The organism is Hydrogenophaga sp. BPS33 (genome assembly GCF_009859475.1).
Taxonomy (GTDB): domain Bacteria; phylum Pseudomonadota; class Gammaproteobacteria; order Burkholderiales; family Burkholderiaceae_C; genus Hydrogenophaga.
Map to the genome: position 1 here is coordinate 5,977,704 of NZ_CP044549.1, position 21,768 is coordinate 5,999,471.

General features: G+C 67.5%; 20 protein-coding genes. 8 read left to right on the top strand and 12 right to left on the bottom strand.

The window, feature by feature from the left end:
- The first annotated feature begins 72 nt into the window (after positions 1–72).
- The 3 genes from F9K07_RS27735 to fabG are packed head-to-tail and all read left to right on the top strand — an operon-like array spanning position 73 to position 2,004.
- A complete protein-coding gene (locus F9K07_RS27735; protein WP_442907455.1) occupies positions 73–816 on the top strand; it encodes a beta-ketoacyl synthase chain length factor in 744 nt (247 codons plus the stop codon).
- Positions 817–823: 7 nt separating this feature from the next.
- Entirely contained in the window at positions 824–1,288 is a 465-nt protein-coding gene (locus F9K07_RS27740) for a hotdog family protein (protein ID WP_159596459.1), read from the top strand.
- On the top strand, positions 1,285–2,004 hold the full coding sequence (fabG, locus tag F9K07_RS27745) for a 3-oxoacyl-ACP reductase FabG (protein WP_159596460.1): 720 nt from the start codon (positions 1,285–1,287) through the stop codon (positions 2,002–2,004). Before F9K07_RS27740 ends, fabG begins: the two co-directional genes overlap by 4 nt.
- Here fabG and F9K07_RS27750 read toward each other — a convergent pair.
- The 3 genes from F9K07_RS27750 to F9K07_RS27760 are packed head-to-tail and all read right to left on the bottom strand — an operon-like array spanning position 1,985 to position 5,165.
- Positions 1,985–2,920, bottom strand: a complete 936-nt coding sequence (locus F9K07_RS27750) for a dihydrodipicolinate synthase family protein (protein WP_159596461.1) — start codon at positions 2,918–2,920, stop codon at positions 1,985–1,987. The two genes, fabG and F9K07_RS27750, sit on opposite strands and share 20 nt — an antisense overlap.
- Positions 2,921–2,953: 33 nt before the next feature.
- Positions 2,954–4,156 carry a mandelate racemase/muconate lactonizing enzyme family protein gene (locus tag F9K07_RS27755; RefSeq protein ID WP_159596462.1) on the bottom strand — a complete coding sequence of 401 codons (1,203 nt, stop codon included), beginning with the start codon at positions 4,154–4,156 and terminating at the stop codon, positions 2,954–2,956.
- A 31-nt stretch (positions 4,157–4,187) separates the two neighbouring features.
- Positions 4,188–5,165: a Bug family tripartite tricarboxylate transporter substrate binding protein gene (locus F9K07_RS27760; RefSeq protein ID WP_159596463.1), complete on the bottom strand. Its 978-nt coding sequence runs from the start codon at positions 5,163–5,165 to the stop codon at positions 4,188–4,190.
- 112 nt (positions 5,166–5,277) lie between these two features.
- Here F9K07_RS27760 and F9K07_RS27765 point away from each other — a divergent pair, with 112 nt between their 5' ends.
- A complete protein-coding gene (locus tag F9K07_RS27765; RefSeq protein WP_159596464.1) occupies positions 5,278–5,982 on the top strand; it encodes a FadR/GntR family transcriptional regulator in 705 nt (234 codons plus the stop codon).
- Between the two features lie 34 nt (positions 5,983–6,016).
- Here F9K07_RS27765 and F9K07_RS27770 read toward each other — a convergent pair whose 3' ends face one another.
- Entirely contained in the window at positions 6,017–7,015 is a 999-nt protein-coding gene (locus F9K07_RS27770; RefSeq protein ID WP_159596465.1) for a Bug family tripartite tricarboxylate transporter substrate binding protein, read from the bottom strand.
- Between the two features lie 185 nt (positions 7,016–7,200).
- Between F9K07_RS27770 and F9K07_RS27775 the strand changes: the two genes are divergently transcribed.
- Entirely contained in the window at positions 7,201–8,124 is a 924-nt protein-coding gene (locus F9K07_RS27775) for a LysR family transcriptional regulator (RefSeq protein ID WP_159596466.1), read from the top strand.
- Positions 8,125–8,127: 3 nt separating this feature from the next.
- Here F9K07_RS27775 and F9K07_RS27780 read toward each other — a convergent pair whose 3' ends face one another.
- The 3 genes from F9K07_RS27780 to F9K07_RS27790 form a co-directional block, all read right to left on the bottom strand.
- The gene (locus F9K07_RS27780; protein WP_159596467.1) at positions 8,128–9,474 is read right to left on the bottom strand and encodes a class-II fumarase/aspartase family protein; all 1,347 of its coding nucleotides are present in this window, start codon (positions 9,472–9,474) and stop codon (positions 8,128–8,130) included.
- Between the two features lie 63 nt (positions 9,475–9,537).
- Complete coding sequence (locus F9K07_RS27785; RefSeq protein ID WP_159596468.1) at positions 9,538–10,737, bottom strand: CaiB/BaiF CoA transferase family protein; 1,200 nt, start codon at positions 10,735–10,737, stop codon at positions 9,538–9,540.
- A gap of 24 nt (positions 10,738–10,761) precedes the next feature.
- A complete protein-coding gene (locus F9K07_RS27790) occupies positions 10,762–11,622 on the bottom strand; it encodes an FAS1-like dehydratase domain-containing protein (protein ID WP_159596469.1) in 861 nt (286 codons plus the stop codon).
- 229 nt (positions 11,623–11,851) lie between these two features.
- On the opposite strand from F9K07_RS27790, the gene F9K07_RS27795 reads away from it, so the two are divergent.
- Both F9K07_RS27795 and F9K07_RS27800 read left to right on the top strand, forming a co-directional pair.
- A complete protein-coding gene (locus tag F9K07_RS27795) occupies positions 11,852–13,867 on the top strand; it encodes a 4-oxalomesaconate tautomerase (RefSeq protein ID WP_159596470.1) in 2,016 nt (671 codons plus the stop codon).
- Between the two features lie 75 nt (positions 13,868–13,942).
- Positions 13,943–15,109, top strand: coding sequence for a phospholipase A (locus tag F9K07_RS27800; protein ID WP_236581667.1), 1,167 nt, complete (start codon positions 13,943–13,945; stop codon positions 15,107–15,109).
- A gap of 297 nt (positions 15,110–15,406) precedes the next feature.
- On the opposite strand, the gene F9K07_RS27805 is transcribed toward F9K07_RS27800, so the two are convergent.
- Genes F9K07_RS27805 through F9K07_RS27825 form a run of 5 tightly spaced genes read right to left on the bottom strand, consistent with a single transcriptional unit; the run spans position 15,407 to position 20,495 of the window.
- Positions 15,407–16,585: a cation:proton antiporter gene (locus tag F9K07_RS27805; RefSeq protein WP_236581710.1), complete on the bottom strand. Its 1,179-nt coding sequence runs from the start codon at positions 16,583–16,585 to the stop codon at positions 15,407–15,409.
- A 6-nt stretch (positions 16,586–16,591) separates the two neighbouring features.
- Positions 16,592–17,356 carry a glycosyltransferase family 2 protein gene (locus F9K07_RS27810; RefSeq protein WP_159596472.1) on the bottom strand — a complete coding sequence of 255 codons (765 nt, stop codon included), beginning with the start codon at positions 17,354–17,356 and terminating at the stop codon, positions 16,592–16,594.
- Between the two features lie 3 nt (positions 17,357–17,359).
- Positions 17,360–18,157, bottom strand: coding sequence for a lysophospholipid acyltransferase family protein (locus F9K07_RS27815; protein WP_159596473.1), 798 nt, complete (start codon positions 18,155–18,157; stop codon positions 17,360–17,362).
- Complete coding sequence (locus F9K07_RS27820; protein ID WP_159596474.1) at positions 18,154–19,161, bottom strand: chorismate transformation enzyme, FkbO/Hyg5 family; 1,008 nt, start codon at positions 19,159–19,161, stop codon at positions 18,154–18,156. Before F9K07_RS27820 ends, F9K07_RS27815 begins: the two co-directional genes overlap by 4 nt.
- Positions 19,158–20,495 (bottom strand): NAD(P)/FAD-dependent oxidoreductase, encoded by a 1,338-nt coding sequence (locus F9K07_RS27825; RefSeq protein ID WP_159596475.1) that lies wholly within the window; start codon positions 20,493–20,495, stop codon positions 19,158–19,160. Before F9K07_RS27825 ends, F9K07_RS27820 begins: the two co-directional genes overlap by 4 nt.
- 304 nt (positions 20,496–20,799) lie before the next feature.
- Between F9K07_RS27825 and F9K07_RS27830 the strand changes: the two genes are divergently transcribed.
- On the top strand, positions 20,800–21,747 hold the full coding sequence (locus tag F9K07_RS27830; protein ID WP_159596476.1) for a LysR family transcriptional regulator: 948 nt from the start codon (positions 20,800–20,802) through the stop codon (positions 21,745–21,747).
- The last annotated feature ends 21 nt before the right edge of the window (positions 21,748–21,768 follow it).

Genomic DNA, 21,768 nt, shown 5'->3' on the forward strand with positions numbered 1-21,768 from the left:
TCACCTGTGAACGCTCCCCGGCACACACCCTTGACCGCTTGGCTCACCGGCGTCGGCTTCATTGCCCCGGGCATGCCCGACTGGCCCAGCGCCCGCGCGGTCCTGCGCGGTGAGCAAGCCTGGGTGTCCGCGCCTTCGGTGCTGCCCGCGCCGTCCATCCTGCCACCGGCCGAACGCCGCCGCGCCAGCCGCGTCATCAAACTCGCGCTGGGCATCGGTCTGGAAGCCGCGCAGGGCGCCGACGTGTCGACCCTGGCCACCGTCTTCAGCGCGTCCGGCGCCGATGGTCACAACTGCCATGCGCTGTGCGAACAACTCGCCACCGACGACCGCCACATTTCGCCCACGCGCTTTCACAACTCGGTGCACAACGCGCCCGCCGGCTACTGGGGCATTGCCACGCGCGCCATGGCGCCGTGCCAGGTGCTCTGCGCCTTCGACGGCAGCTTCGGCGCCGGCCTGCTCGACACCTTGGCGCAGGTCGTGCTCGACCAGCAGAGCACGCTGCTGCTGGCCTACGACAGCGAGTACCCCGAGCCGCTGTTCGCCACGCGCCCGGTGCCCGACTGCGCGGGCATCGCGCTGCGGCTGGAACCCCAACCCTCGCCGCAAGCTTTGGCGCGCATCACCGCCTGGACCACCGACGGCCCCGCGCCTGCGTGGCACAACGACACGCTCGAACCGCTGCGCGCGGCCATCCCGGCCATGCGCGCCCTGCCTGTGATGGAACGCCTCGCGCGCGGCGAGCACGGCGAGGTCTGCCTGGACTACCTGTCAGGCCAGCAGCTCGCGGTGCGGCTGGACCCACCGGTCTGAGAAGCCGATGACCCGCGACACGATGGACAAAGCCTGGATCGCAGAACGCATTCCCCATCAGGGTGACATGTGCCTGCTCGATGCGGTGGACGGCTGGTCCCCAGACCACATCGACTGCCGCGCCACCAGCCACACCGATCCCAAGAACCCACTGCGCGCCGCCGGGCGGCTGGGCGCGGCCAACGGCATCGAATACGCGGCGCAGGCCATGGCGGTGCACGGCGCGCTGGTGGCCGAGGCCCAGGCCGCGCCGCGCCAGGGCTACCTCACCAGCGTGCGCAGCGTGACCCTGCACACCGACCGCCTGGACGATGTGGGCTGCCCGCTGAGCGTGCGCGCCGAGCGCCTCTCGGGCGATGCGAACAACGTGCTCTACCGCTTCAGCGTTTATGGCGGCGAGCGCTGCCTGCTCGAAGGCCGCGCCTCGGTCGTGCTGGACGCGCAAGCGCTTGTAACCAAGGACCCTGAATGAAACGAGCCCTCGTCACCGGCGGCAGCGGTGGCATCGGCGCGGCGATCTGCCAGCGCCTGGCCGCCGATGGTCACCACGTCATCGTGCACGCGCACCGCGCGCTGGACAAAGCCGAAGCCACGGCGCAAGCCATTCGCGACGGCGGCGGCAGTGCCGAGGCCATCGCCTTCGACGTGAGCGACCGCGAAGCCAGCGCCACGGCACTGGCCGCTATCGTGGAAGCCGGCCCGGTGCAGATCCTGGTGAACAACGCCGGCATCCACGACGACGCCGTGTTCCCGGGCATGACGGGCGAACAATGGGACCGCGTGCTCGACGTCTCGCTCAACGGTTTCTACAACGTGACGCAGCCGCTGACCATGCCGATGATCCGCAAGCGCTGGGGCCGCATCGTCACCATCACGTCCATTGCGGGCGTGATGGGCAACCGGGGCCAGGTGAACTACGCGGCGGCCAAGGGTGCGCTGCACGCGGCGAGCAAGTCGCTCGCGCTGGAGCTGGCCACGCGCGGCATCACGGTGAACGCGGTGGCCCCGGGCATCATCGAGACCGACATGAGCGCGGGAGCGTTCGACGCCGATGCGATCAAGCGCCTGGTGCCGATGCAGCGCGCCGGCCGCGCCGACGAGGTGGCCGAGCTGGTGGCGTTTCTGGCGTCGGACAAGGCGGCGTATGTGAGCGGCCAGGTGATCTCGATCAACGGGGCGATGGCCTGAGGGAATCCCCACCCCAGCCGGCCACCAGTTCCTTGAGCGTGGCCGACGCCTGTGGCGTCAGCGGCCAGGCCGAGGGCGGACGGGTCGCACCGCAGTCCAGGCCCATGCACTGCAACGCCGCCTTCACCACGGTCACGTTGGTGCCGTTGTTCTCCTGCGAACGCAGGGTCTCGAACGGCAGCACCGATTCGATCAGCACCTGCGCGCCTTCGTAATCGCCGTTGGCGAGCGCCGCGTGGATCTGCATCGAGCGCTCGGGCAGCACATTGATCAGCCCCGAGGTGAAGCCGCGCGCACCGGCCGCGTACAAGGCCGGCGCCCAGTTCTCGGCCAGGCCGTTTACCCATGCCAGGCCACTCTCGCGCGTGCGCCGAATGGCCTCGGACAACAGCAGCGGCGTGGGCGACGCCCACTTCACCCCCACCACTTCCGGAATGGCACACAGCGCTTCGATGGTGGCCATGCCGATGTTCTCGTTGCGCAGGTACAGGACCACCGGCAAACCCTGGCCGGCCTCGGCCACGCGCTGCACATAGGCCACCACGCCGCGCGGCGACACGAACGGGTCGGGCGGCTGGTGCACCATCAGTGCGTCCGCCCCCGCGCGGTACGAGGCGGCGGCCAGATCGCAGGCCTCTTCGATGCCACGCCCCACGCCACCCAGCAACGGCACACGCCCGGCGATGTGCGCGGCGCTCGCGGCCACCATGGCCTCGGCTTCGCTGGCGCGCAGCGCGTAGTACTCGCTGGTGTTGCCATTGGCCACCAGCACGTGCACGCCCGCCTCGATGGCGCGGTCCACGATCGGCTTCTGCAGCTCGGGCGCAATGCGGTTCTGCGCATCGAAAGGCGTGACCAGAATGCCCGAGATGCCATCGAGCGCAGAGCGCACGGCGGCGCGGTCAAAAGTCGGCATGAAAGTGTCCTGAATCGGTAAAGAAAGAAAGGCTCAAACGTGTTCGGTGCGGCGCACGACCACGGCCGGGTCGTTGCGCACGGCAGAGTTCAGTTCGGTGCCCAGGCCCGGCGCGGTGGGCCGCGCGAGAAAGCCCCGCTCCAGCACCGGCAGCTCGGTCACCAGGTCGCGGTAGAAGGTCGCCAGGAAGGCGCGCACCACCTCCTGGAAGATGGCGTTGGGTGAAGCCAGCGCGAGGTGCAGCGAAGCCCAGAGCACCACCGGCCCGGTGCAGTCGTGCGGCGCAATGGGCTTCTGGTACGCGTCGGCGAGGCTGGCGATCTTGCGCGCCTCGGTGATGCCACCGCACCACGACAGATCGGGCATGACGATGTCCAGCGCGTCGGCCGCCAGCAGATCGCGGAACGCGCCTTGCGCGGCCAGCGTCTCGCTGCCGCACACCGGAATGCCCGAGAGGCGGCGGTAGTCGGCCAGCGCGCCCGGGCTGTCCATCTTGATCGGGTCTTCGGCCCAGAACGGCCGGTACTGGCGCAGCTCGCGCGCGATCGACAGCGCCGAGGTGAGGTTCCACATGGAGTGCAGCTCGCACATGATTTCGATGCGGTCCCCCACCGCGAGGCGGATCTTCTCGAACACCTCCAGCCCCTGGCGCATCGACGTGCCGCTCACGTACTGCCCATCGGTCTGCGCGGCCGCACCATCGAAGGGCCAGATCTTCATGGCACCGAAGCCTTCGTCGAGCAGGCTTTGCGCGAGCTCGGCCGGGCTCTCGATGAAGGCGATCTGGTCGTCGTAGCGGCTGCGCACCTGCGACTGGCCCGGCTCGACCAGGCGGCGCTGGATACTTTTGCTGTTGTAGTCCACGCCTGCGCAGGTGTTGTAGACCCGCATGCGTTCGTGGCACGCACCGCCCAGCAACTGGTAGATCGGCTGACCCGTGACCTTGCCGAAGATGTCCCACAGCGCGATGTCCAGCGCCGAGGCCGCGCGCGTTTCGACACCGCTGCCGTTAAAGCCGAGATAGCCGCGAAACAGCGTCTTGTGCAGGCGCTCGATGTCCAGCGGGTTCTGCCCCAGCACCAGCGGCGCGGCCATGGTGTGCAGGTAAGTCTCGACCGCCGCGGCCCCGCGAAAGGTCTCGCCCAGGCCAACGAGGCCGGCATCGGTTTCCACCTCGACCCACACAAGGTTGGGCTGGTGGGGCAAGCGGTAGGTCTGGAGCGCGGTGATCTTCATGGGACCTCTGGGCAATGGAGAAAGTGGCAGCTCACTCGGCCGTGATCTTCTGGGCGCGGATCAGCTCGGCCCACTTGTCGTGCTCCAGGCGCATGTGCTGCGCGAAGGCCGCCGCGTTGCCACCGCCCACGCTGATGCCCGCTTCCTGCAGCGTCTTGCGCACGGTGGCGTCTTGCAGCGCGCGGTTGAACGCGGTGTTGAGGCGGTCGACGATGGCCGGTGGCGTGCCGGCGGGTGCGCCAATGGCGTACCAGGGCTCGATGACGAAACCCTTGTAGCCCAGCTCTTCCATGGTCGGCACCTCGGGCAGGTTGGCCGAGCGGGTCTTGCCGGTGACGGCCAGCGGCTTCACGCGGTTGCTCTTGATGAAGGGCAAGATCGAGGGCTCGTTGTCGAAGAACACCTGCACCTGCCCGCCCAGCAGATCGGTGATGGCCGGGCCCGAGCCCTTGTAAGGCACATGCAACAGCGGCACGCCGGTGACCTTCTTGAGCATCTCACCGCCCAGGTGGTTGGACGCGCCCACCCCCGATGACGCGTAGCTCAGTTGGCCGGCGCGCGCCTTGGTCAGCAGCTCGGGCAAGGTGTTGATGCCGGTCTGCGGGCCGACCGTGAGCACGTTGATGGAGTAACCGAGCAATGCCACCGGTGCCACGTCCTTGAACAGGTCGTAGCCGGGGTTGGCGTACAGGCTGGCGTTGACCGCGCAGTTGCCGATGCTGCAGAGAAAGATGGTGTAGCCGTCGGCCGGCGATTTCACGGCCGCCACCGTGCCGATGTTGCCGGTGGCACCGGGCCGGTTTTCCACCACGATGGACTGGCCGAGGTCCTTGGCGGCGGCATTCGCGAACAGCCGCGACACCATGTCACCCGTGCCACCTGGGGGCACCGGCACGATCATGCGGATGGGCTTGTTGGGGAAGTCTTGCGCGCCGGCGGGCGCAAGCCACAGGGCGAAGGGAAGGGCGGTGGCAAGGGTGAGGGCCAGGGTGGTCCAGCTGCTGCGCATGTGTTGTCTCCGGTTGGGTTTTTGTCGTCGAAGCCTCATTCATCTAATCATACGATGATTAAACCGAAGGCGTCCAGCACCGATGGTCGTGCGCGTGGTTATGCTCGGCGCCATGGCTTCTTCGCGTCTTCGCAACTTTCACCACCAACTGGTCGACGCGGTCGGGCGTGACATCGTGACCGGCGTCTACGCCGAGGGTGCTCAGATGCCCACCGAGCCGCAACTGGCCGAGGTCTATGGCGCGAGCCGCATGGTGGTGCGCGAGGCCATGAAAAGTCTGGCGGCCAAGGGTCTGGTGTCGATCCGCCCGCGCACCGGCACCCATGTGTTGCCGCGCGCGCAATGGCATTTGTTCGACCCGGCGGTGCTGGGCTGGCACGGCGAGGGTGACTTCGACAGCGGCTTGATCGCCGACCTGCTGGAACTGCGTCTGGCCATCGAGCCGCTCGCGGCGCGGCTGGCGGCGGGGCGTGCTGGCGAGGCGGACCTGGCCGAACTGCGCAGCGCCTACGAAGCCATGGCCGGCGCGGGTGGACGCAGCGACTACATCGAAGCCGACCTGCGCTTCCACGGCGCGGTGGTGCGGGCCTGCGGCAATGTGTTCATCCAGCAACTGGAGACCGCGCTGTCTGCCGTTTGGAAGACGAGTTTCCAGGCCTCCAGCAACCCCACCGGTGCGCCCGACAGCGCGGCCCTGAAGCTGCACCACAAACTGCTGGTGGCGATCGAGCGGCACGATGCTGCGGGGGCCGAGAAAGCGGTGCACGGTCTGATCGCCCGGGCGACGACGCGCATCGAGGGACGCGCCGCCGGCTGATCACCAGCGGGCGGCGCGCAGGGGAAGACCGACTTCAGTCGGCTTTCAGTTTCGCGGCCTGGACCACTTGCTTCCACTTCACCTGCTCCGCCTGCACATACGTGCGCAGCTCCTCCACGCCCATCACGTCCACTTCGGCCCCGTGCTCCTCCAGTCGCTTGACCACCGCCGGGTCGGCCAGCACCTGGTTCAGCGCCTTGTTCAGCTGTTCAACAACCGCCTTGGGCGTCTTGGCGGGTGCGAAGAGCGCATACCACTGCGACAGGTCCACGTTGGCAATGCCCTGCTCCTTCAACGTGGGCACGTCAGGCATCGACGGCGAGCGCTTGTCGCCGGCCAGGCCGAGCGCCTTGAGTTTGCCGTTCTTCACGTTGGGCATGGCGGTGAACAGGCTGGGGAACATCACCTGCGTCTGGCCGGCCATGGTGTCGGTCACCGCCGGTGCCGAGCCCTTGTAGGGCACGTGCATCATGTTCGTGCCGGTGGACAGCTTGAACATCTCGGCCGCGAAGTGCGGCGCCGTGCCATTGCCCGCCGAGGCGTAGTTGACCTTGTCCGGGTTGGCCTTCACGTAGGTCACCAGCTCCTTGGCGTTGGCGGCCGGCACGTTGTTGTTGGCCACCATGAGCGTGGCCGAGCGGCCCACCATGCCGATGGGCTCGAAGTCCTTCACCGGGTCGTAGCGCAGCTTCTGCAGCGCGGGGTTCATCGCGTGGGTGGCGATGTAGCCCAGCATGATCGTGTAGCCGTCGGGTGCGGCGCGCGCCACGAACTCGCTGGCGATGGCGCCGTTGCCACCGGCCTTGTTGTCCACCACGAAAGACTGCTTGAGGAGGATGCCCATGGCCTGGCCGACGGTGCGGGCCATGGCGTCGTTCGCGCCGCCCGCTGCGGTGGGCACGACGATGGTGATGGGCTTTTCGGGGTAGGCGGCCCATGCTGCACCGCACGCGAACGTGGTGGCGAGAGCGACGGTGGTGGCAATGGCAACCGCGCCGAGGGTGCGCCGTTGGGGTTGGTGAATCTGCTGCATATGTCTTCTCCGGTGGGTGGTGGTGAGCTCAAGGGCCGCTGCGCAAGACTTCGGTGTGGGGACAAGAGCCCTGATCGCGGAACGTATGGTCGCCTTTGCTCACTGCCAAGTAAATTGCATGTTTGCGAAGCATTGATGCACAATTTGGATCAACCCGGGCTCCCGGTTTACCCTCGAAAACCCGCATGGCCATCAACTTCAACCTCAACGATCTGCAGGCCTTTCGCGCCGTGGCCGAGCTCAGCAGCTTTCGCAAGGCGGCCGACGCGTTGCACGTGTCGCAGCCCGCGTTCAGCCGGCGCATCGAAAAACTCGAAGAAGCGCTGGGCGTGAAGCTGCTGGAGCGCACCACGCGCAAGGTCACGCTCACCACGGTGGGCCGCGATTTCGACCGCAAGGTGCAGCAGTTGCTCGACGAGCTGGACAACACCTTGCTGGGCATTCGCGGCGTGGGCAGCACGCGCATGGGCGAGGTCACCATCGCCTGCGTGCCGTCCACGGTGTACTACTTCATCTCCCATGTGATCTCGCGCTACCGCGAGCAGTACCCCAAGATCCGGGTGAAGATTTTTGATGCCAGCGCGAACGACGTGCTGTCCGCCGTCTCGCGCGGCGAGGCGGACTTCGGGCTCAACTTCATGGGCAGCCAGGAGCCGGACATCGAGTTCAAGCCGCTGCTGGAAGAACGCTTCGTGGCGGCCTGCCGGCGCGACCATCCCATCGCAAAGAAGCGCCGCGTGACCTGGGCTGAATTGGCGAAGTACGACTACATCGCCGTGAGCAAGGCCTCGGGCAACCGGCTGCTGATCGACCAGGCCTTGTCCGGCCAGTCCGACATGCCGCAGAGCATCTACGAAGCGCAACACGTCACGACCATGCTGGGCCTGGTGGAAGCCGGGTTGGGCGTGGCGGCCGTGCCGTCCATGGCGATGCCCGCGCCCGGCCACCCGCTGCTGGTGAGCGTGCCGCTGGTGGACCCGGCGATCACGCGCAAGGTCGGGCTGATCCGGCGCAAGGGCCGCTCGCTGTCACCAGCGGCGCTGCAGCTTTACGAGTTTTTTGCGGAGATGAAGGCCAAGCGGGGCAAGCCCCGCAGCGCCGTCGCGTGACTTTCAGCGTCTTGCGGCCAGCACGCGATCCACCATCACCCCGGCTTGCCCCAGGTGGTTGGCCGGCTCGCACATCGCCTCCAGCTGCGCCCGGCTCACATGCGCCGTGATCTCCCGGTGTTCGGCCAGGATCTCGATCAGCGGCCGATCTTCCTTCAGCGCCTGGCGGCACAGGTCGTACACCAGATCGTGCGCATACTCGCGGCCGATGTAGGGGCCCAGGCCCATCATCACCGCCTCGGACATCACCAGCCCATTCGTCATGTCGATGTTGGCGCGCATGCGGCTGGCGTCCACCTCCAGGCCCTTGAGAACGAACTTCGTTTGCTTCAACGCGCCCGACATCAGGCAGAAGATCTCGGGCAGCGACACCCATTCGATTTCCCACGGCCCGGTAGATCGCTCATGGTCGGCCACCATCGCATCCATGAGCGCGGCGGCGTGTTGCCGCGCCACCGAGATGTTGGCGTGGATGTAGAGGCAGGAAATCGGGTTGCGCTTTTGCGGCATGGTGGACGATGAGCCGCGCCCCGGCGCATAGGGCTCGAACACCTCGGCCACTTCGGTCTGCATCATGAGCTTCACGTCCATGGCGATCTTGCCGAGCGACCCGCCCACCAACCCCAGGAAGGCCCCCACCTCGGCGATGGTGTCGCGCACCGTGTGCCATGAGATCAGCGGCTGGGCCAGGCCCAGCTCTTTCATCAAGCCGGCCTGCGTGTCCATGGCGCCCTTCTCCAGCGACGACAAGGTGCCCGACGCGCCGCCGAATTCGCCCATCAGCACGCGCGGCTTGAGCTGCTGCAGCCGCTCGCGGTGGCGGTCGATGCCGGCCAGGATGCTGGCCATCTTGTAGCCGAAGGTGATGGGCGTGGCCTGCTGCAGGTTGGAGCGGCCGATCACCGGCGTGTCGCGGTACTTCTTCGCCAGCGCCGCTAGCGCGTCGCCGATCTCGTTCAAATCTTGCTCCACCAGCGCCAGGCCTTCGCGCATCTGCAGCACGGCCGCCGTGTCGGTGATGTCTTGCGTGGTCGCGCCCCAGTGGCAGTACTCGCCGAGCTTGTCGCGGCAGTTGGCATTGATCTGGTTGACCACCGCAATGATCGGGTAGCCGATCTGCTCGGTCTTGGCCTTGAGCTTCACCCAGTCGATCTGCGAGAGCTCGCAGTTCTTCACGATCTCGTCGGCCGCTTCTTGCGGAATGATGCCCAGCTTCCCCTGCACCTTGGCCAGTGCGCGCTCGATGTCGAGGTACTTGGCAGTGCGGTTCTCGTCGGACCAGACGTCGCGCATGCGCACATCGCTGAACATGTCGCCGAAGATGCGCGAGTCGATGATGGTGGAGGCCATGGCAGTTTCTTTCTCGAACAGGAACGATGTGCAAATGCAGCGGATGGGAAAGTCGTGGTGATATCAGATGGCCTGTGCACCGCGCAGCGCCGCGATCTCTGGGGCGCCGAGCCCCAGCTCCGACAGGATCGCTTCGGTGTGCTCGCCCAGGGCGGGCACCGGGTCCATGCGCGGGCCTTCGTTCCAGGTGCCCGGGGGCAACATCGCCGGCAGCGGCCCTTGCGGCGAACCCACCGTGGTCCAGCGCTGGCGCGCCTGCAGTTGCGGGTGCGCCCACACATCGGCCATGGTGTTCACACGGGCGTTGGCAATCTGCGCCAGTTCCAGCCGCGCTTCCACCTCGGCCACGGTGAGCGGGCGGAACGTGTCCACGATGATCCGGCGCAGCGCATCGCGCTCGGCCACGCGCTTGAAGTTGGCGGTGAAGCGCGGGTCGGTGGCCAGCGAGGGCTGCTGCAACACCTTCTCGCAAAAGCTCAACCACTCGCGTTCGTTCTGCAGGCCCAGCATCACGTGCGCGCCTTGCTCGGCCGGCCCCACCGGGAACGGGCCGTAGGGATAGATGGTGGCGTGGCTGGCACCGGTGCGCGGTGGCGGTGCCGCACCTTCGAACGCGTAGTACAGCGGGTAGCTGGTCCACTCGGCCAGGGACTCCAGCATCGAGATGTCGATGCGCTGGCCCCGGCCCGTCTGGCTGCGCTGCATGAGGGCTGCGAGGATGCTGCTGTAGGCGTACATGCCGGCGGCGATGTCCGCGATCGACGGGCCGGCCTTGCAGGGTTCGTCCGCCGTGCCGGTGACCGAGACGAAGCCCGCCTCGCTCTGGATCAACAGGTCATAGGCTTTCTTGTCGCGGTAAGGGCCGGGGTTCTCCAGGTCGTCGCCGTAGCCCGAGATGTCGCAGACGATCAGCCCGGGCTTGATGGCCGACAGCGCTTCATAACCCAGCCCCAGCCGCGCCGCCGCGCCGGGCGCCAAGTTCTGAACAACCACATCGGCCTTCTCCAACACCAGGCGCTGCAGGATGGCGGCGGCATCGGGGTGCTTCACGTCCAGCGTGAGGCTTTCCTTGGAACGGTTGGTCCACACGAAGTGCGAGGCCAGGCCACGCACGCGCTGGTCGTAACCGCGCGCGAAGTCGCCCGTGCCGGGGCGCTCAATCTTGATGACGCGCGCGCCCAGGTCGGCCAGCTGGCGCGTGGCGAAGGGGGCGGCAATGGCGTGTTCCAGGGTGACGACGGTGATGCCGGCAAGAGGTTGCATGGGGTTCTCGAATGGCAGGGGTGATCAGCGCAACGCCACGGTGGCATCCATCGTCAGCCAGCCTTCGTGGTCGCTGGCCCACAGGCGCACGCTCTTGCCGTCGGCACTCGGCTCGCCTTGCACGTGGAAAGGATGCAGGTCGAAAGTGGGACGAACGGCCTTGAAGCGGAAGCTGGCCACGTCGGCAGCGGGCATTTCGCGGCGCAGCAGGTCCAGCAACAAGGTCGCGATCAACGGACCGTGCACGATCAGGCCCGGGTAGCCCTCGACCTGCGTCACGTACCGCCGGTCGTAGTGGATGCGGTGGCCGTTGAACGTGAGCGCCGAGTAGCGGAACAGCAGCACGTCGTCCGGCACGATCTGGCGGCGCCAGCTTGCTGCCGTGGGCGCGGCCTGAGGGGGCGGTGCCACGTCGCCGAGTTGCTGGGCGCCGCGGTAGACGATGTCGTGGAACTCGACCAGGGCCGGCTCGGCCGCGCCGTTGCAGCGCACTTCGTGGCGCACCTTCACGAACACCAACGCACCGGTGCGGCCTTCCTTGGTGGTGACGTCGTCAATGGTCGACGTGCGGGCCACCGCGTCGCCCACGCGGATCGGGGTGCGAAATTCAAACTGGCTGCCGGCCCACATGCGGCGCGGCAGCGGCACGGGTGGCAGAAAGCCGCCGCGCTTGGCGTGGCCATCGGCGCCAATGTCCGACTGGCGGTGCAGCGGCAGAAAGTAGAGCCAGTGCCAGAGTGGGGGCAACACGCTGCCCATGGCAACGTCGGCCGCCGGGTGGTCCAGCGTGGCGGTGAGGGCTGCCACCGGCGTGGGGTGGATCGTGTCGTGCACGGTCTCGCTGCGCCCGATCCAGGCACGCAGGTCGTCGGTGGTAGGGGTCATGCGGAAGTCCTTCGCGGGTCGGCTGCTGTGCAGGCAGTTTCCGACCAAGACTGCGCAAAGTAAATTGCAAGATTGAAAACGAGTGATGCTGTGGGTGCATCAATGACAGGACCCGTCATCGAGAGCTTGAGCAACACAACAGCGGCCCCTTCATTTATTGCAAACCGTGGATCAATGCATCCCAACAATGCAATTCACAGAATGCCTGGCGTTTTCGAGAATGCGGGCCATGAACAAAGTCATCCCCTGCGTCCTCATGCGTGCTGGCACCTCGCGCGGCCCCTTCTTTCTGCGCGAATGGCTGCCCGAGGGCGATGAGGCCCGCGACCAGGCGCTGATCGGCGCGATCGGCGCGTCCGACCCGCTGCAGCTCGACGGCGTGGGCGGCGGCAGCACCCTGAACAGCAAGGTGGCCATCGTCTCGCGCTCCACCCAGCCCGATTGCGATCTCGACTACCTGTTCGCCCAGGTGGGTGTGGGCCACCGTTCCGTCGACACCCGCCCCAACTGCGGCAACATGCTCTCGGGCGTGGCGCCGTTCGGCATTGAGCAAGGGCTGATCCCGGCGCAAGACGGCGTGACCAAGGTACGCGTGTTCAACGTCAACACCCGCTCGCGCATCGACGTCACGGTGCGCACCCCGAACGGCAAAGTGACCTACGAAGGCGACGCGCGCATCGACGGCGTGGCCGGCACGGCCGCGCCGATCCTGCTGGACTTTCTGGACGCCTGGGGCGCGGCGACGGGCCAGGTGTTTCCCACCGGCAAGCGCATCGACCACATCGACGGCACCGCCGTGACCTGCATCGACGCGGCCATGCCGCTGATGATCGTGCGCGCGGCCGACCTGGGCGTGACCGGCCGCGAAAAGCCGGTGGCGCTGGACGCGAACACCGCCTTGCTGGCGCGCATCGAAGCCTTGCGCCTGCAGGCCGGCCGCATGATGGGACTGGGCGACGTGTCCCACAGCGTGATCCCGAAGCCGGTGCTGGTGAGCGAGGGCGATGCACCGAACAGCGTGACCTCGCGCTACTTCACGCCGCACCGCTGCCACGCCTCGCACGCGGTCACCGGCGCGATCGGCGTGGCCAGCGCCTTCGCCCTGCCCGGCACGGTGGCCAGCGGCATCGCACGCGCGGCGGGCCGCCACCCGCTGGTGGTGCTGCACCCGGCGGGGCAGATCGATGTGGAGGTGGAGATCGCCGGCCAGGGGGATGCGGCCGAGGTGAAAGGCGCGGCGCTGGTGCGCACGGCGCGCAAGATCATGCAAGGTGAAATGCACCTGCCCGACTACGTGTTCTCGCGCCCGGAAGAGCCCGCTGCCACGGCTCGCAAGCCGATCACCATCATGGTTCCCACCGCAGCGGGCGGGGGCAACGACACCATGGCCCGCATCATCGCCAGCAAGCTGGGCCAGCTGTTGGGGCAGGACGTGCTGGTGGACAACCGCGCGGGCGCGAACGGTGCGATTGCAAGCGAATTCGTGGCCCGCGCCGAACCCGATGGCCACACGCTGATGTTCGGCTACGTGGGCACGCACGCGATGAACCCGGCGCTGCAGAAGCTGGATTACGACCCGGTGAAGGACTTCGCGCCGATCGGCCTGGTGGGCTCGTCGCCGACACTGATGGTGGTGCACCCCGGCGTTGCCGCGCCGCGGGTGCAGGATCTGGTGTCGCAGCTCCAGGCCGATCCGGGCAGCTTGATCTACGCGTCGGCGGGCGATGGCACACCACCCCATTTCGCGGCGGCGCTGTTCGAACTGGGCAGCGGCACCGAGATGGCCAGTGTGAAGTTCGACGGCGCGGCACCGGCCATTGCGGACGTGGTCAGCGGGCGCACGCAGGTGATGTTCCCCAGCCTGTTCACCGCCCACCCCTTCATCCGCGCAGGCCAGTTGCGCGCCTTGGGCGTGGCGGGCGCGCAGCGCTTGCCACGCCTGCCGGACGTGCCCACCTTGTCGGAGGCGGGCATTGCGGGGGTGGACGTGACGCAGTGGTACGGCCTGTTTGCGCCGGCCCACACGCCTGCTCCCATCGTCGCCCGGCTGAACCAGGCGCTGAACGACGCGCTGGCCGATCCGGCCGTGGTCGCGCAGTTCGGCAGCAACGGCGCCCGGGTCGAACCCGGTACGCCGCAGGCGCTGCAGCAGCGGCTCGGCAACGACCTGCAACAGTGGAAAACGCTGGTCACGCAAGGCGCCCTGGGCACCCCGGAGGCGCGCGCCCTGGCCTTCGTGGACTGAGCCGCCGCGCCGGCCCGGGGCCGGGCACGGTGGTATGGTGGTTCGATGCGAAACCTTCCAGCCCCCAGAACGCTCTTGGCCCACCGCTCTCCTGTTGCTGCGTCGGCGTGCGGCGGCACACGTGCTCTCACACCACCGCACGCGTTGCTGCTGCTGTACGGCCTTGCCGCTGCGGCGCCCGCCCTGGCGCAAACCGAGGCACCCCCCACGCTGGAACAATGCGCCGCCATCGGCGCGGCGGCAGACCGCCTGACGTGTTACGACAAGCTGGCCGGCCGGGCACCAGCGCCAACCACCCCCGTGGCGCAGCAGGCGCTTGCGAGCACCGCCACGCCGGCCACGGCCGAGCCCTCGCTGCTTTCGCAAACCGGCGGACCTCTGCCGCCGGACAGCACGTCCGCCTCGGCATCGGCTTCCTCGAGCAGCCTCACCTCCAAGTTCTGGGAGCTCGATCCGATCGACAAACGCGGCGTGTTCAACTTCGTGGGCTACCAACCCAACTACGTGCTACCGCTGCACGTGACCTCGCGCATCAACCGCGCGCCGCAGTCACCGACGCAGGCCGCCGTGGCGCAGCCCGACAACCGCCGCGAGGAAGCGAAGTTCCAGCTGTCGCTGCGCACCAAGGTGCTGCAGAACGTGGGCCTGCCGGGCGGAGATTTGTGGGCGGCCTTCACGGTGCAGGCGATGTGGCAGGTCTACAGCCATTCCGATTCGCGGCCGTTTCGCAACACCGACTACCAACCCGAGCTGATCTATGTGGTGCCCACGGCCGAGCGTTTTCGGGGCCTGCCGTTCGGCTGGAAGTGGCGGTACACGCAGTTGGGCGTGGCGCACCAGTCCAATGGGCAATCCGACCCGCTCTCGCGCAGCTGGAACCGCAGTTACCTCGACGCCGGTTTCGAGAACGGCAACTGGACCTTCTCGGCGCGCGTCAACCACCGCCTGCGCGAGCGCGCGGAAACCAACAACAACCCCGACCTGGTCGACATGCGCGGGCGCACCGAGCTCAACCTGGGCTGGGCCAGCGGCCTGCACACGGCGTCGCTACACCACCGCACCACCTTCCGTGGCGGCAACAAGGGCTCCAACCTGTTCGAATGGACCTACCCGGTCTCGCGCGACCAACCCAACGGCTTGCGCTGGTACGTGCAGGTGTTCAGCGGCTACGGTGAGACGCTGTCGGACTACAACTTCCGCCAGACCAGTGTGGGGGCGGGGGTTAGTTTCCTGCAGTTCTGATGTCTTTTTTTCGCCGGCTGACACGGTCTGCGGCGACCGGGGTGCCCGGCTCCGCGGGTGTCCCCCGGACCGGCTTCGCCGGTCCTCCTCCTTTACCCCGCTGCGCCGGACACCCCGATCACCGCAGACCTATCGGCGTGCTGCCTTGCCTTGCCTTGGCTCGCGGACGTGGGGTGTTCTGCGCAGCGGGGTAAAGGAGGAGCCGCCCTCCCGGCGGCGGGGGACACCCGCGGAGCAGAGCGCCCCACGTCCGTGAGCCCGCGAGGTGCAGGCAAGAAAGCATCTCTGATGGCACGCTCACTTGAAGCGGCGCAGCTTCGGGTCGACCACCGGCACCGTCAACATCGTGCTGGCCACCGCCATCAACAGCAGCGCGGTAAAGGTCTCGCTGGTGATGATGTGTTTGTCCAGCAGCACGTTGGCGAAGATGATCATGATCAGGGCCTTGGTCTGCAGCAGCCAGCCGATGATGGACGCCTGACCTGCCGGCCATTGCAGAATGCGGCCCGCCGCGTGCACGCCCAGCAGCTTGCCGCTGACCGAGGCCACCAGCAGCAGCGCGGCCATGCCGAACACCGCCGCGCCGCCCAGGTCCCAGTTGGTGCGCAGGCCGGTCGAGAGAAAGAACACCGGCATGACCACCAGCAGCACGTGGTGGCGCAGCAGGTCTAGCTGGACCTGATCGAACCACTCCGTATCCATCACCACACCGGCCAGAAAAGCGCCCACCATGTAGTGCAGACCCGACCAGTCGGCACCGAAAGCGCACACGGCGAGCCAGATCAGGCTCACAGCCCAGCGGTCTGAGGCGCGCAGGCGTTGCATGAGACCGCGAAAGCCCCACGACAACACCGCGAACGCCAGCAGGAAGAACACCTGTCGCCCGACACGCTCCCAGTCCATCAGGATCAGCGCCAGCACACCCCAGATAGCGATGTCGTCCAGGCTGGCGTAGCGCAGGATGCGTTGGCCCAGCGGCTGTCGCAGCAGCTGCAGTTTCTCCATCAAGAGAATGAGGATGGGCAAGGCGGTCACCGCGCACGCCATGCCCACGCCCGCCACGAACTGCCAGGGCCGCGCGGCCGCGCCCATCCACCCCGGCATGTTCAACATGACCAGCGCAGCGACGCTGCCCAGCACCAGCGGCATGCCCAGCGCGAGCCCGGCCGTGATGCCGCTCTCGCGCCGGTGCTTCCACGCCTGGCGCAGGTCGAGCTCGATGCCGGCGATCATCACGAACAGCATCACCGCCCACCAGGCAATGCCGTTGAGCGACTGGATCACCGCAGGGTTGAAGACGAATTGGTGGAACTCGGGAAAGGCCTTGCCCAGCACGCCCGGCCCGAGCAGGATGCCGGTGACGATCTGCACCACCACCAGTGGCGCCCAGTAGTCGGTGCGCCCCACGCGCCAGATCAACCAGGGCACGGTGAAGATGATCGCCATGGCGATCAGGAAAATCTCGGTGGTGTTCACGGTGTCTTAACGCCGTCCCACAAGCCGACGCCACAGCAGCAGCGGCAAGCGCAGCACAAAACCCGTGAACAGCCGCGTGTGCATGCCGCTGAGCAGCAGGTTGTCGCGCACGTAGTTGAAGTGCGAAACACCGCCCTCTTCCGGCGTGAAGTAGCGCACCGGCGCGTCGATGTTGATCGGCCGCACGCCGGCCCAGCACAGGCGCACCACGGCTTCGGGGTCGAAGTCGAAGCGGCGCATGAAGCGCGTGCCTTGCATCACGCGCACGAGCGGCGCGATGGGGTACACGCGGAATCCGTACAACGAGTCGCCGATGCCCATGCCCAGGGTTTCCAGGTTGGCCCAGCCGTTGGAGAGCTTGCGCCCCATCACGCGCACCCAGGGCGCCTCGGGGCCGAACACCGGTTTGCCCAGCACCATCGCACCGGGCTGGGCTTGCGAGGCGGCCATGAAAGCCGGGATCAGCGTCTCGGGGTGTTGGCCATCGGAGTCCATGGTGAGCGCGTGCGTGAAGCCGGCTTGCGCGGCCAGCGTGATGCCGTGCAGCACGGCCGAGCCCTTGCCCTGGTTCTGCGGCAACACGATCACGCGCAGCCCGGGGTCGCCCTCGGCCATCTCGGCGAGCCATTGGGCCGAACCGTCGGTGCTGCCGTCGACCACCACCCACACCGGCGTCCATTGCGCGCGAGCAGCGCGCACCGTCTGCAGCACCTTGCGGCCCGGGTTGTAGCTGGGGATGAGGACCAGGTGCGAGGTGCTGGATGCGGGCATTTGTCAGGCAGCGGCGGTCGAAGCCAACGGTGGGACTGAGGCAGCGAGTTCGGCCCGGAAGTAGGCTTCGAGCTCGTGGGTGAAGGCACGCGAATCGCGCGGCGCCTCGAAGCGCTTGCCCAGGCGCACGCGGCAGGTCAGCGGCAGGCGGGGTTTGCGCCACAAGGGCCAGCCCTTGCCCAGGTAAGGGCTGGAAAACTCGACCAGCAAGGTCTGCACCGGCACCTCGGCACGCGCGGCGATCAATGCGGTGGAGCGCGACAAGGCGTTGAGCCGATTGGCCGGGTAGCCCAGTGTGCGCGTGCCTTCCGGAAAGATCACCAGCTGCGCGCCGTCCGCAAGTTCGCGGCGGCACGCCAGCACCGCGCTGAGCAGGTGGTCGTTGCGCACGTAGCGCGCCATGCGCGCGCCCGCGCCGAACAAGGGGTTGTCCATGATGTCGGCCTTCATGAAGCAGACCGCGTTCGGCAGGCGCGAGGTGATCAGCACCGCGTCCAGCAACGAGGGATGGTTGGCGGCGATCACCATCGGCCCCTGGTCACGGAGTTGGTCGATCTCGGCGAGGTCGAAGCGGCACGCGCAGACCGTGCGCAGAATGCCCACGTAGATCCGAAAGCCGCGCATGATGGCCTGGCGGCCGAGCCAGCGGCCGATGCCGTTGGGCAAGACCGGGTACAGCGCCAGTGCCAAGGGCGTCCACGTCAGGCACACCAGGGCCAGCGAGGACAGGCCGAGCACCATGGCGATGTGTTCGTACACGCCCCAGAGCCGCGAGGTGGGAGAGCGCTGCGCGGCGTTCATGGAGAGGGCAGCGCGTGGATCGCCTGCGACTCGATTTCCACCAGCAGATCGGCGCGGCACACGTCGGCCTGCACGGCCACCACGTCCGCATCGCCCAGCAGCGGCTGGAGCGCGCGTTGCACGGTGTGAATGTCGCCGGCATGGCGCACGTAGATGCGGTGGCTCAGCGCCCGCACCGAAAACGGCTGGGCCGAACGCGCCAGGCGGTTGGCCTCCCGCACGACGGATTCCAGGTTGCGCACGGTCTCTCGGCACTGCGCCGCCACGTCGTCGGTGTGCAGTGTTTCGTGGCCGACGATGCTGGCCGTGCCGGAAATGAACAGCACTTCCTGCCCGGGCGGGTACACCAGCGCCGCGCGCGAGAACGTGGGGGCGCGCGGACCGTACTGCGGCGGGTAGGCCCAGGCGCTCACCTGGCGCGGGTTCTCCACCGTCACCACGGGCGACGCGCCAGCCAGGAAGGCCACCGAGAGCGGGCCTTCGCGCACACCGAGCGCGCACGCCGCCGGCACCTGGCCACCGGTTTCCTGGCGCGCCTTCACGAAGGCGTCGTAGCGGCCGAGGTTGAACTGGCGGTAGCGCTCCAGGCCGTGGCTGTCTTCGTTGATGCGCGCGATGTAGTTCCAGACGCGCCAGAGGTGCGGAAGCCGCTGTTCGCGCAGCAGGCAAAAGAGGCGCTCGTACAGCATCCGGCTGGTCGCTTGCAGCGGTGGCACGCCGGGCTGCGTCGGGTCCTCGGCTTCATCCAGTTCGATGACACCGTAGAGCAGGTGCTGGTTGCGGCGCCAGCGAATGCCGTGGTCCGTGCCTTGTTGCAGGGGGCCGTGCGCAAGCCAGCATTCGCGCAGCGTGGTCTCGCCCGGGGAGAGCATGGGCGTTTGCAGGTGTTGCTGCGGCCAGGTGACCGCGTCCGTGCCATGGGGCGTGCCAATGAGCACGCCCCCGATTTCTTGTCCAGTGGCGCGGCCAGGGGCCGTTCGCCAGGTCTCATGTTGCAAAGTCACGTGGGATGGGCTTGTGCGGCCTCGTCGGCCGGTCGGATGTTGGTGCGGCGGCTGCGCCAGGCGGCGAACGCGCGCCGCGGTTGGGTGACGTTGGCCAGGAAGTACATGGTCTTGAAGATGAACAGCGAACGCCCGATCGGTGCGCCACCATACACGTCGCCGGCCAAGGTGGAGAGCAGCGCTTCCTTGACGCGGAAATAGTTGCGCGGCCCCATGAAGAAGTCGCGCATGATGGGATTGGTCACGCGGTAGATGAACCACGAGAACGCCTTGGGGCCATGGCGGCTCTGGCGGTCGAATCGCTTGAGCGCGGCGCGCGCCCGAGACGGATGGCGCAAACAGGTGTCGATGGTTTCCGCGCCCAGCTCGCCACCGATCATGGCCAGCCACACGCCCGAGGAGAACACCGGATCGATGAAGGTGTAGGCGTCGCCCAGCATCAGGTAGTTCTCGCCGTGGTTGCGCTCGGCGGCGTAGGAGAAGTTGCCGGTGGCTTCCACCGGGCTGACCAGGGTGGCGTCTTTCAGCCGCTCGGCCAGGCCCGCGCAGGTCGCGATGTTGTCCATCAGGAACTGCTGCACGCTGCGGCCGTTGCGCGTTTTCATGTGGTACGGCCAGGTCACCATGCCGACGCTGGTGGCGCCATCGGTGAGCGGGATGAACCAGAACCAGCCGTGGTCGAACCAGAAGATGGTGATGTTGCCTTCGGCCGTGCCTTCGTTGCGGCGGGCATTGGCGAAGTGGCCGTACACCGCCGCGCTGGTGTGGCTCGGGTTGCGTTTCTTGATCTTGAAACGGGAGGCAAGAAATGTGTCGCGCCCGGAAGCGTCGACGAGAAACTTCGCGTCCCACACCACCTCGCGGCCATCGTCGTACCGGGCTTGCACGCGCACCGTGCGGTCGGGCAGAAACTCCACCGAGCGCGCCTGGCAGCCTTCGTGCACGTCGGCACCCTGGCGCTGGGCGTTGCGCACCAGGATTTCGTCGAACTCGGAACGCCGCACCTGGTAGGCATAGGGCATGGATTTGTCCCACGCGTCGGCGAAGTCGAACACTTGTTTGTGGGCGTGGTGCGGCGAGACGAACTCGGCGCCCGGCTTGTACTGCCCGATGGCGCGCACCTCGTCGGCCACGCCCAGGCGTTCGAGCAGCGGCAGGTTGGCCGGCAGCAGCGATTCGCCGATGTGGAAACGCGGATGGTGCTCCTTGTCGAGCAGCACGACACGGTGGCCTTTTCGGGCCAGCATGGGCGCAATCGTGGAGCCGGCAGGCCCTGCGCCGATCACGAGAACGTCACAGCTGCGGCGTTCGACTCCCTGGTGTTGTTCGTTCATATCGGCGTTCCCTGAGTATCGCGGTGGGCGGGGCTGGTGTCGTCGAGAAAAGCGCGGTTCAAAATTCTACCGAGCGCATTCCAAAAGTTGTAACACGCGCATGAAGCTCACAACGGACAGCGTCATCGCTGGTGCACTGGCCGGTGCCGTGAGGGGGTGTTGATTTTCAGTGTTTTCCGTGGCCGCGGCCGAACACGGTGTGGCGGACTTCGCGAAGGTCGAGCGCGCACCGTGGCCGCAGACCAGGAAACGCCCGTATCCACGCGCGGGGGACCTCGATCGACCTGTCCTAAACTGCCTCTCCATGACACCGTTTCAGCGCAAGCTGCGCATTCGCCACCTGGAGGTCGTGCTGGCGATCGCCGATTTCGGCAGCCTCTCCAAGGCGGCCGTGCAGTTGCACATGACGCAATCGGGCCTGTCGCGCGCGATCACCGAGATCGAAGAGATCGTAGGCGGTCGTCTCTTCGAGCGCACCGGCAAGGGCATGGTGTCCACACCGCTGGGCGAAGCCATGTGCCGCCACGCGCAGGTGTTGCTCGGCGATCTGGACACCGCCGAAACCGATCTGCGGGCGGTCGCCAACGGCGACCTCGGCAGCCTGTCCGTGGGCTGCTTTTCCATGTTCAGCGGCTGGCCGCTGGCCGAAGCGGTGCGCGTGTTCCGCAGCGATCACCCGCGCGTCGCGCTCGCGATCCACGTGGGCATGCACGAGCGGCTGATCGAGGACCTGGACGCGGGCAAGCTCGACCTGCTGCTCAGCCGGCGCCTGCCGACCTTGAATCCGGAGATCTACCGCTCCGTGGACTTGCTGGAAGACTCGGTGGTGCTCGCCTGCGCGGCCACGCACCCGCTGGCACGGCAAGACGCCGTCGCGCTCGCCGATTGCGTGACCTGGCCCTGGATCGCCGCGCCGCCGAAGAACCGCGTGCGCATGGAACTCGAGGCCCACCTGCGCGCGACCGGGACGACCGTACCGCAAATGGTGGGCGCGCTGTCGCTCGAATTTGCGACCGAGATGATCGCCGGCGGCGAGTACCTGTGCATGCTCGCGGCCAGCGTCGGGCGCACGCTGGAAGCGCGGGGCCTGTTGCACGTGCTGCCGGTGGAACTCGCCCTCAACACGCCGCCGCTGGCCGCGATCTGGCGCCGTGAGCGCTCCAACACCCGCCAGCTGCGAGAGTTCACCGCGGCGCTGACGTCCGTCGTCGCCGCGGCGGGACCGCCGGCAGGAGGTGACACGAAGCACTGAGGTATGCGGGTTGCGCAAGGA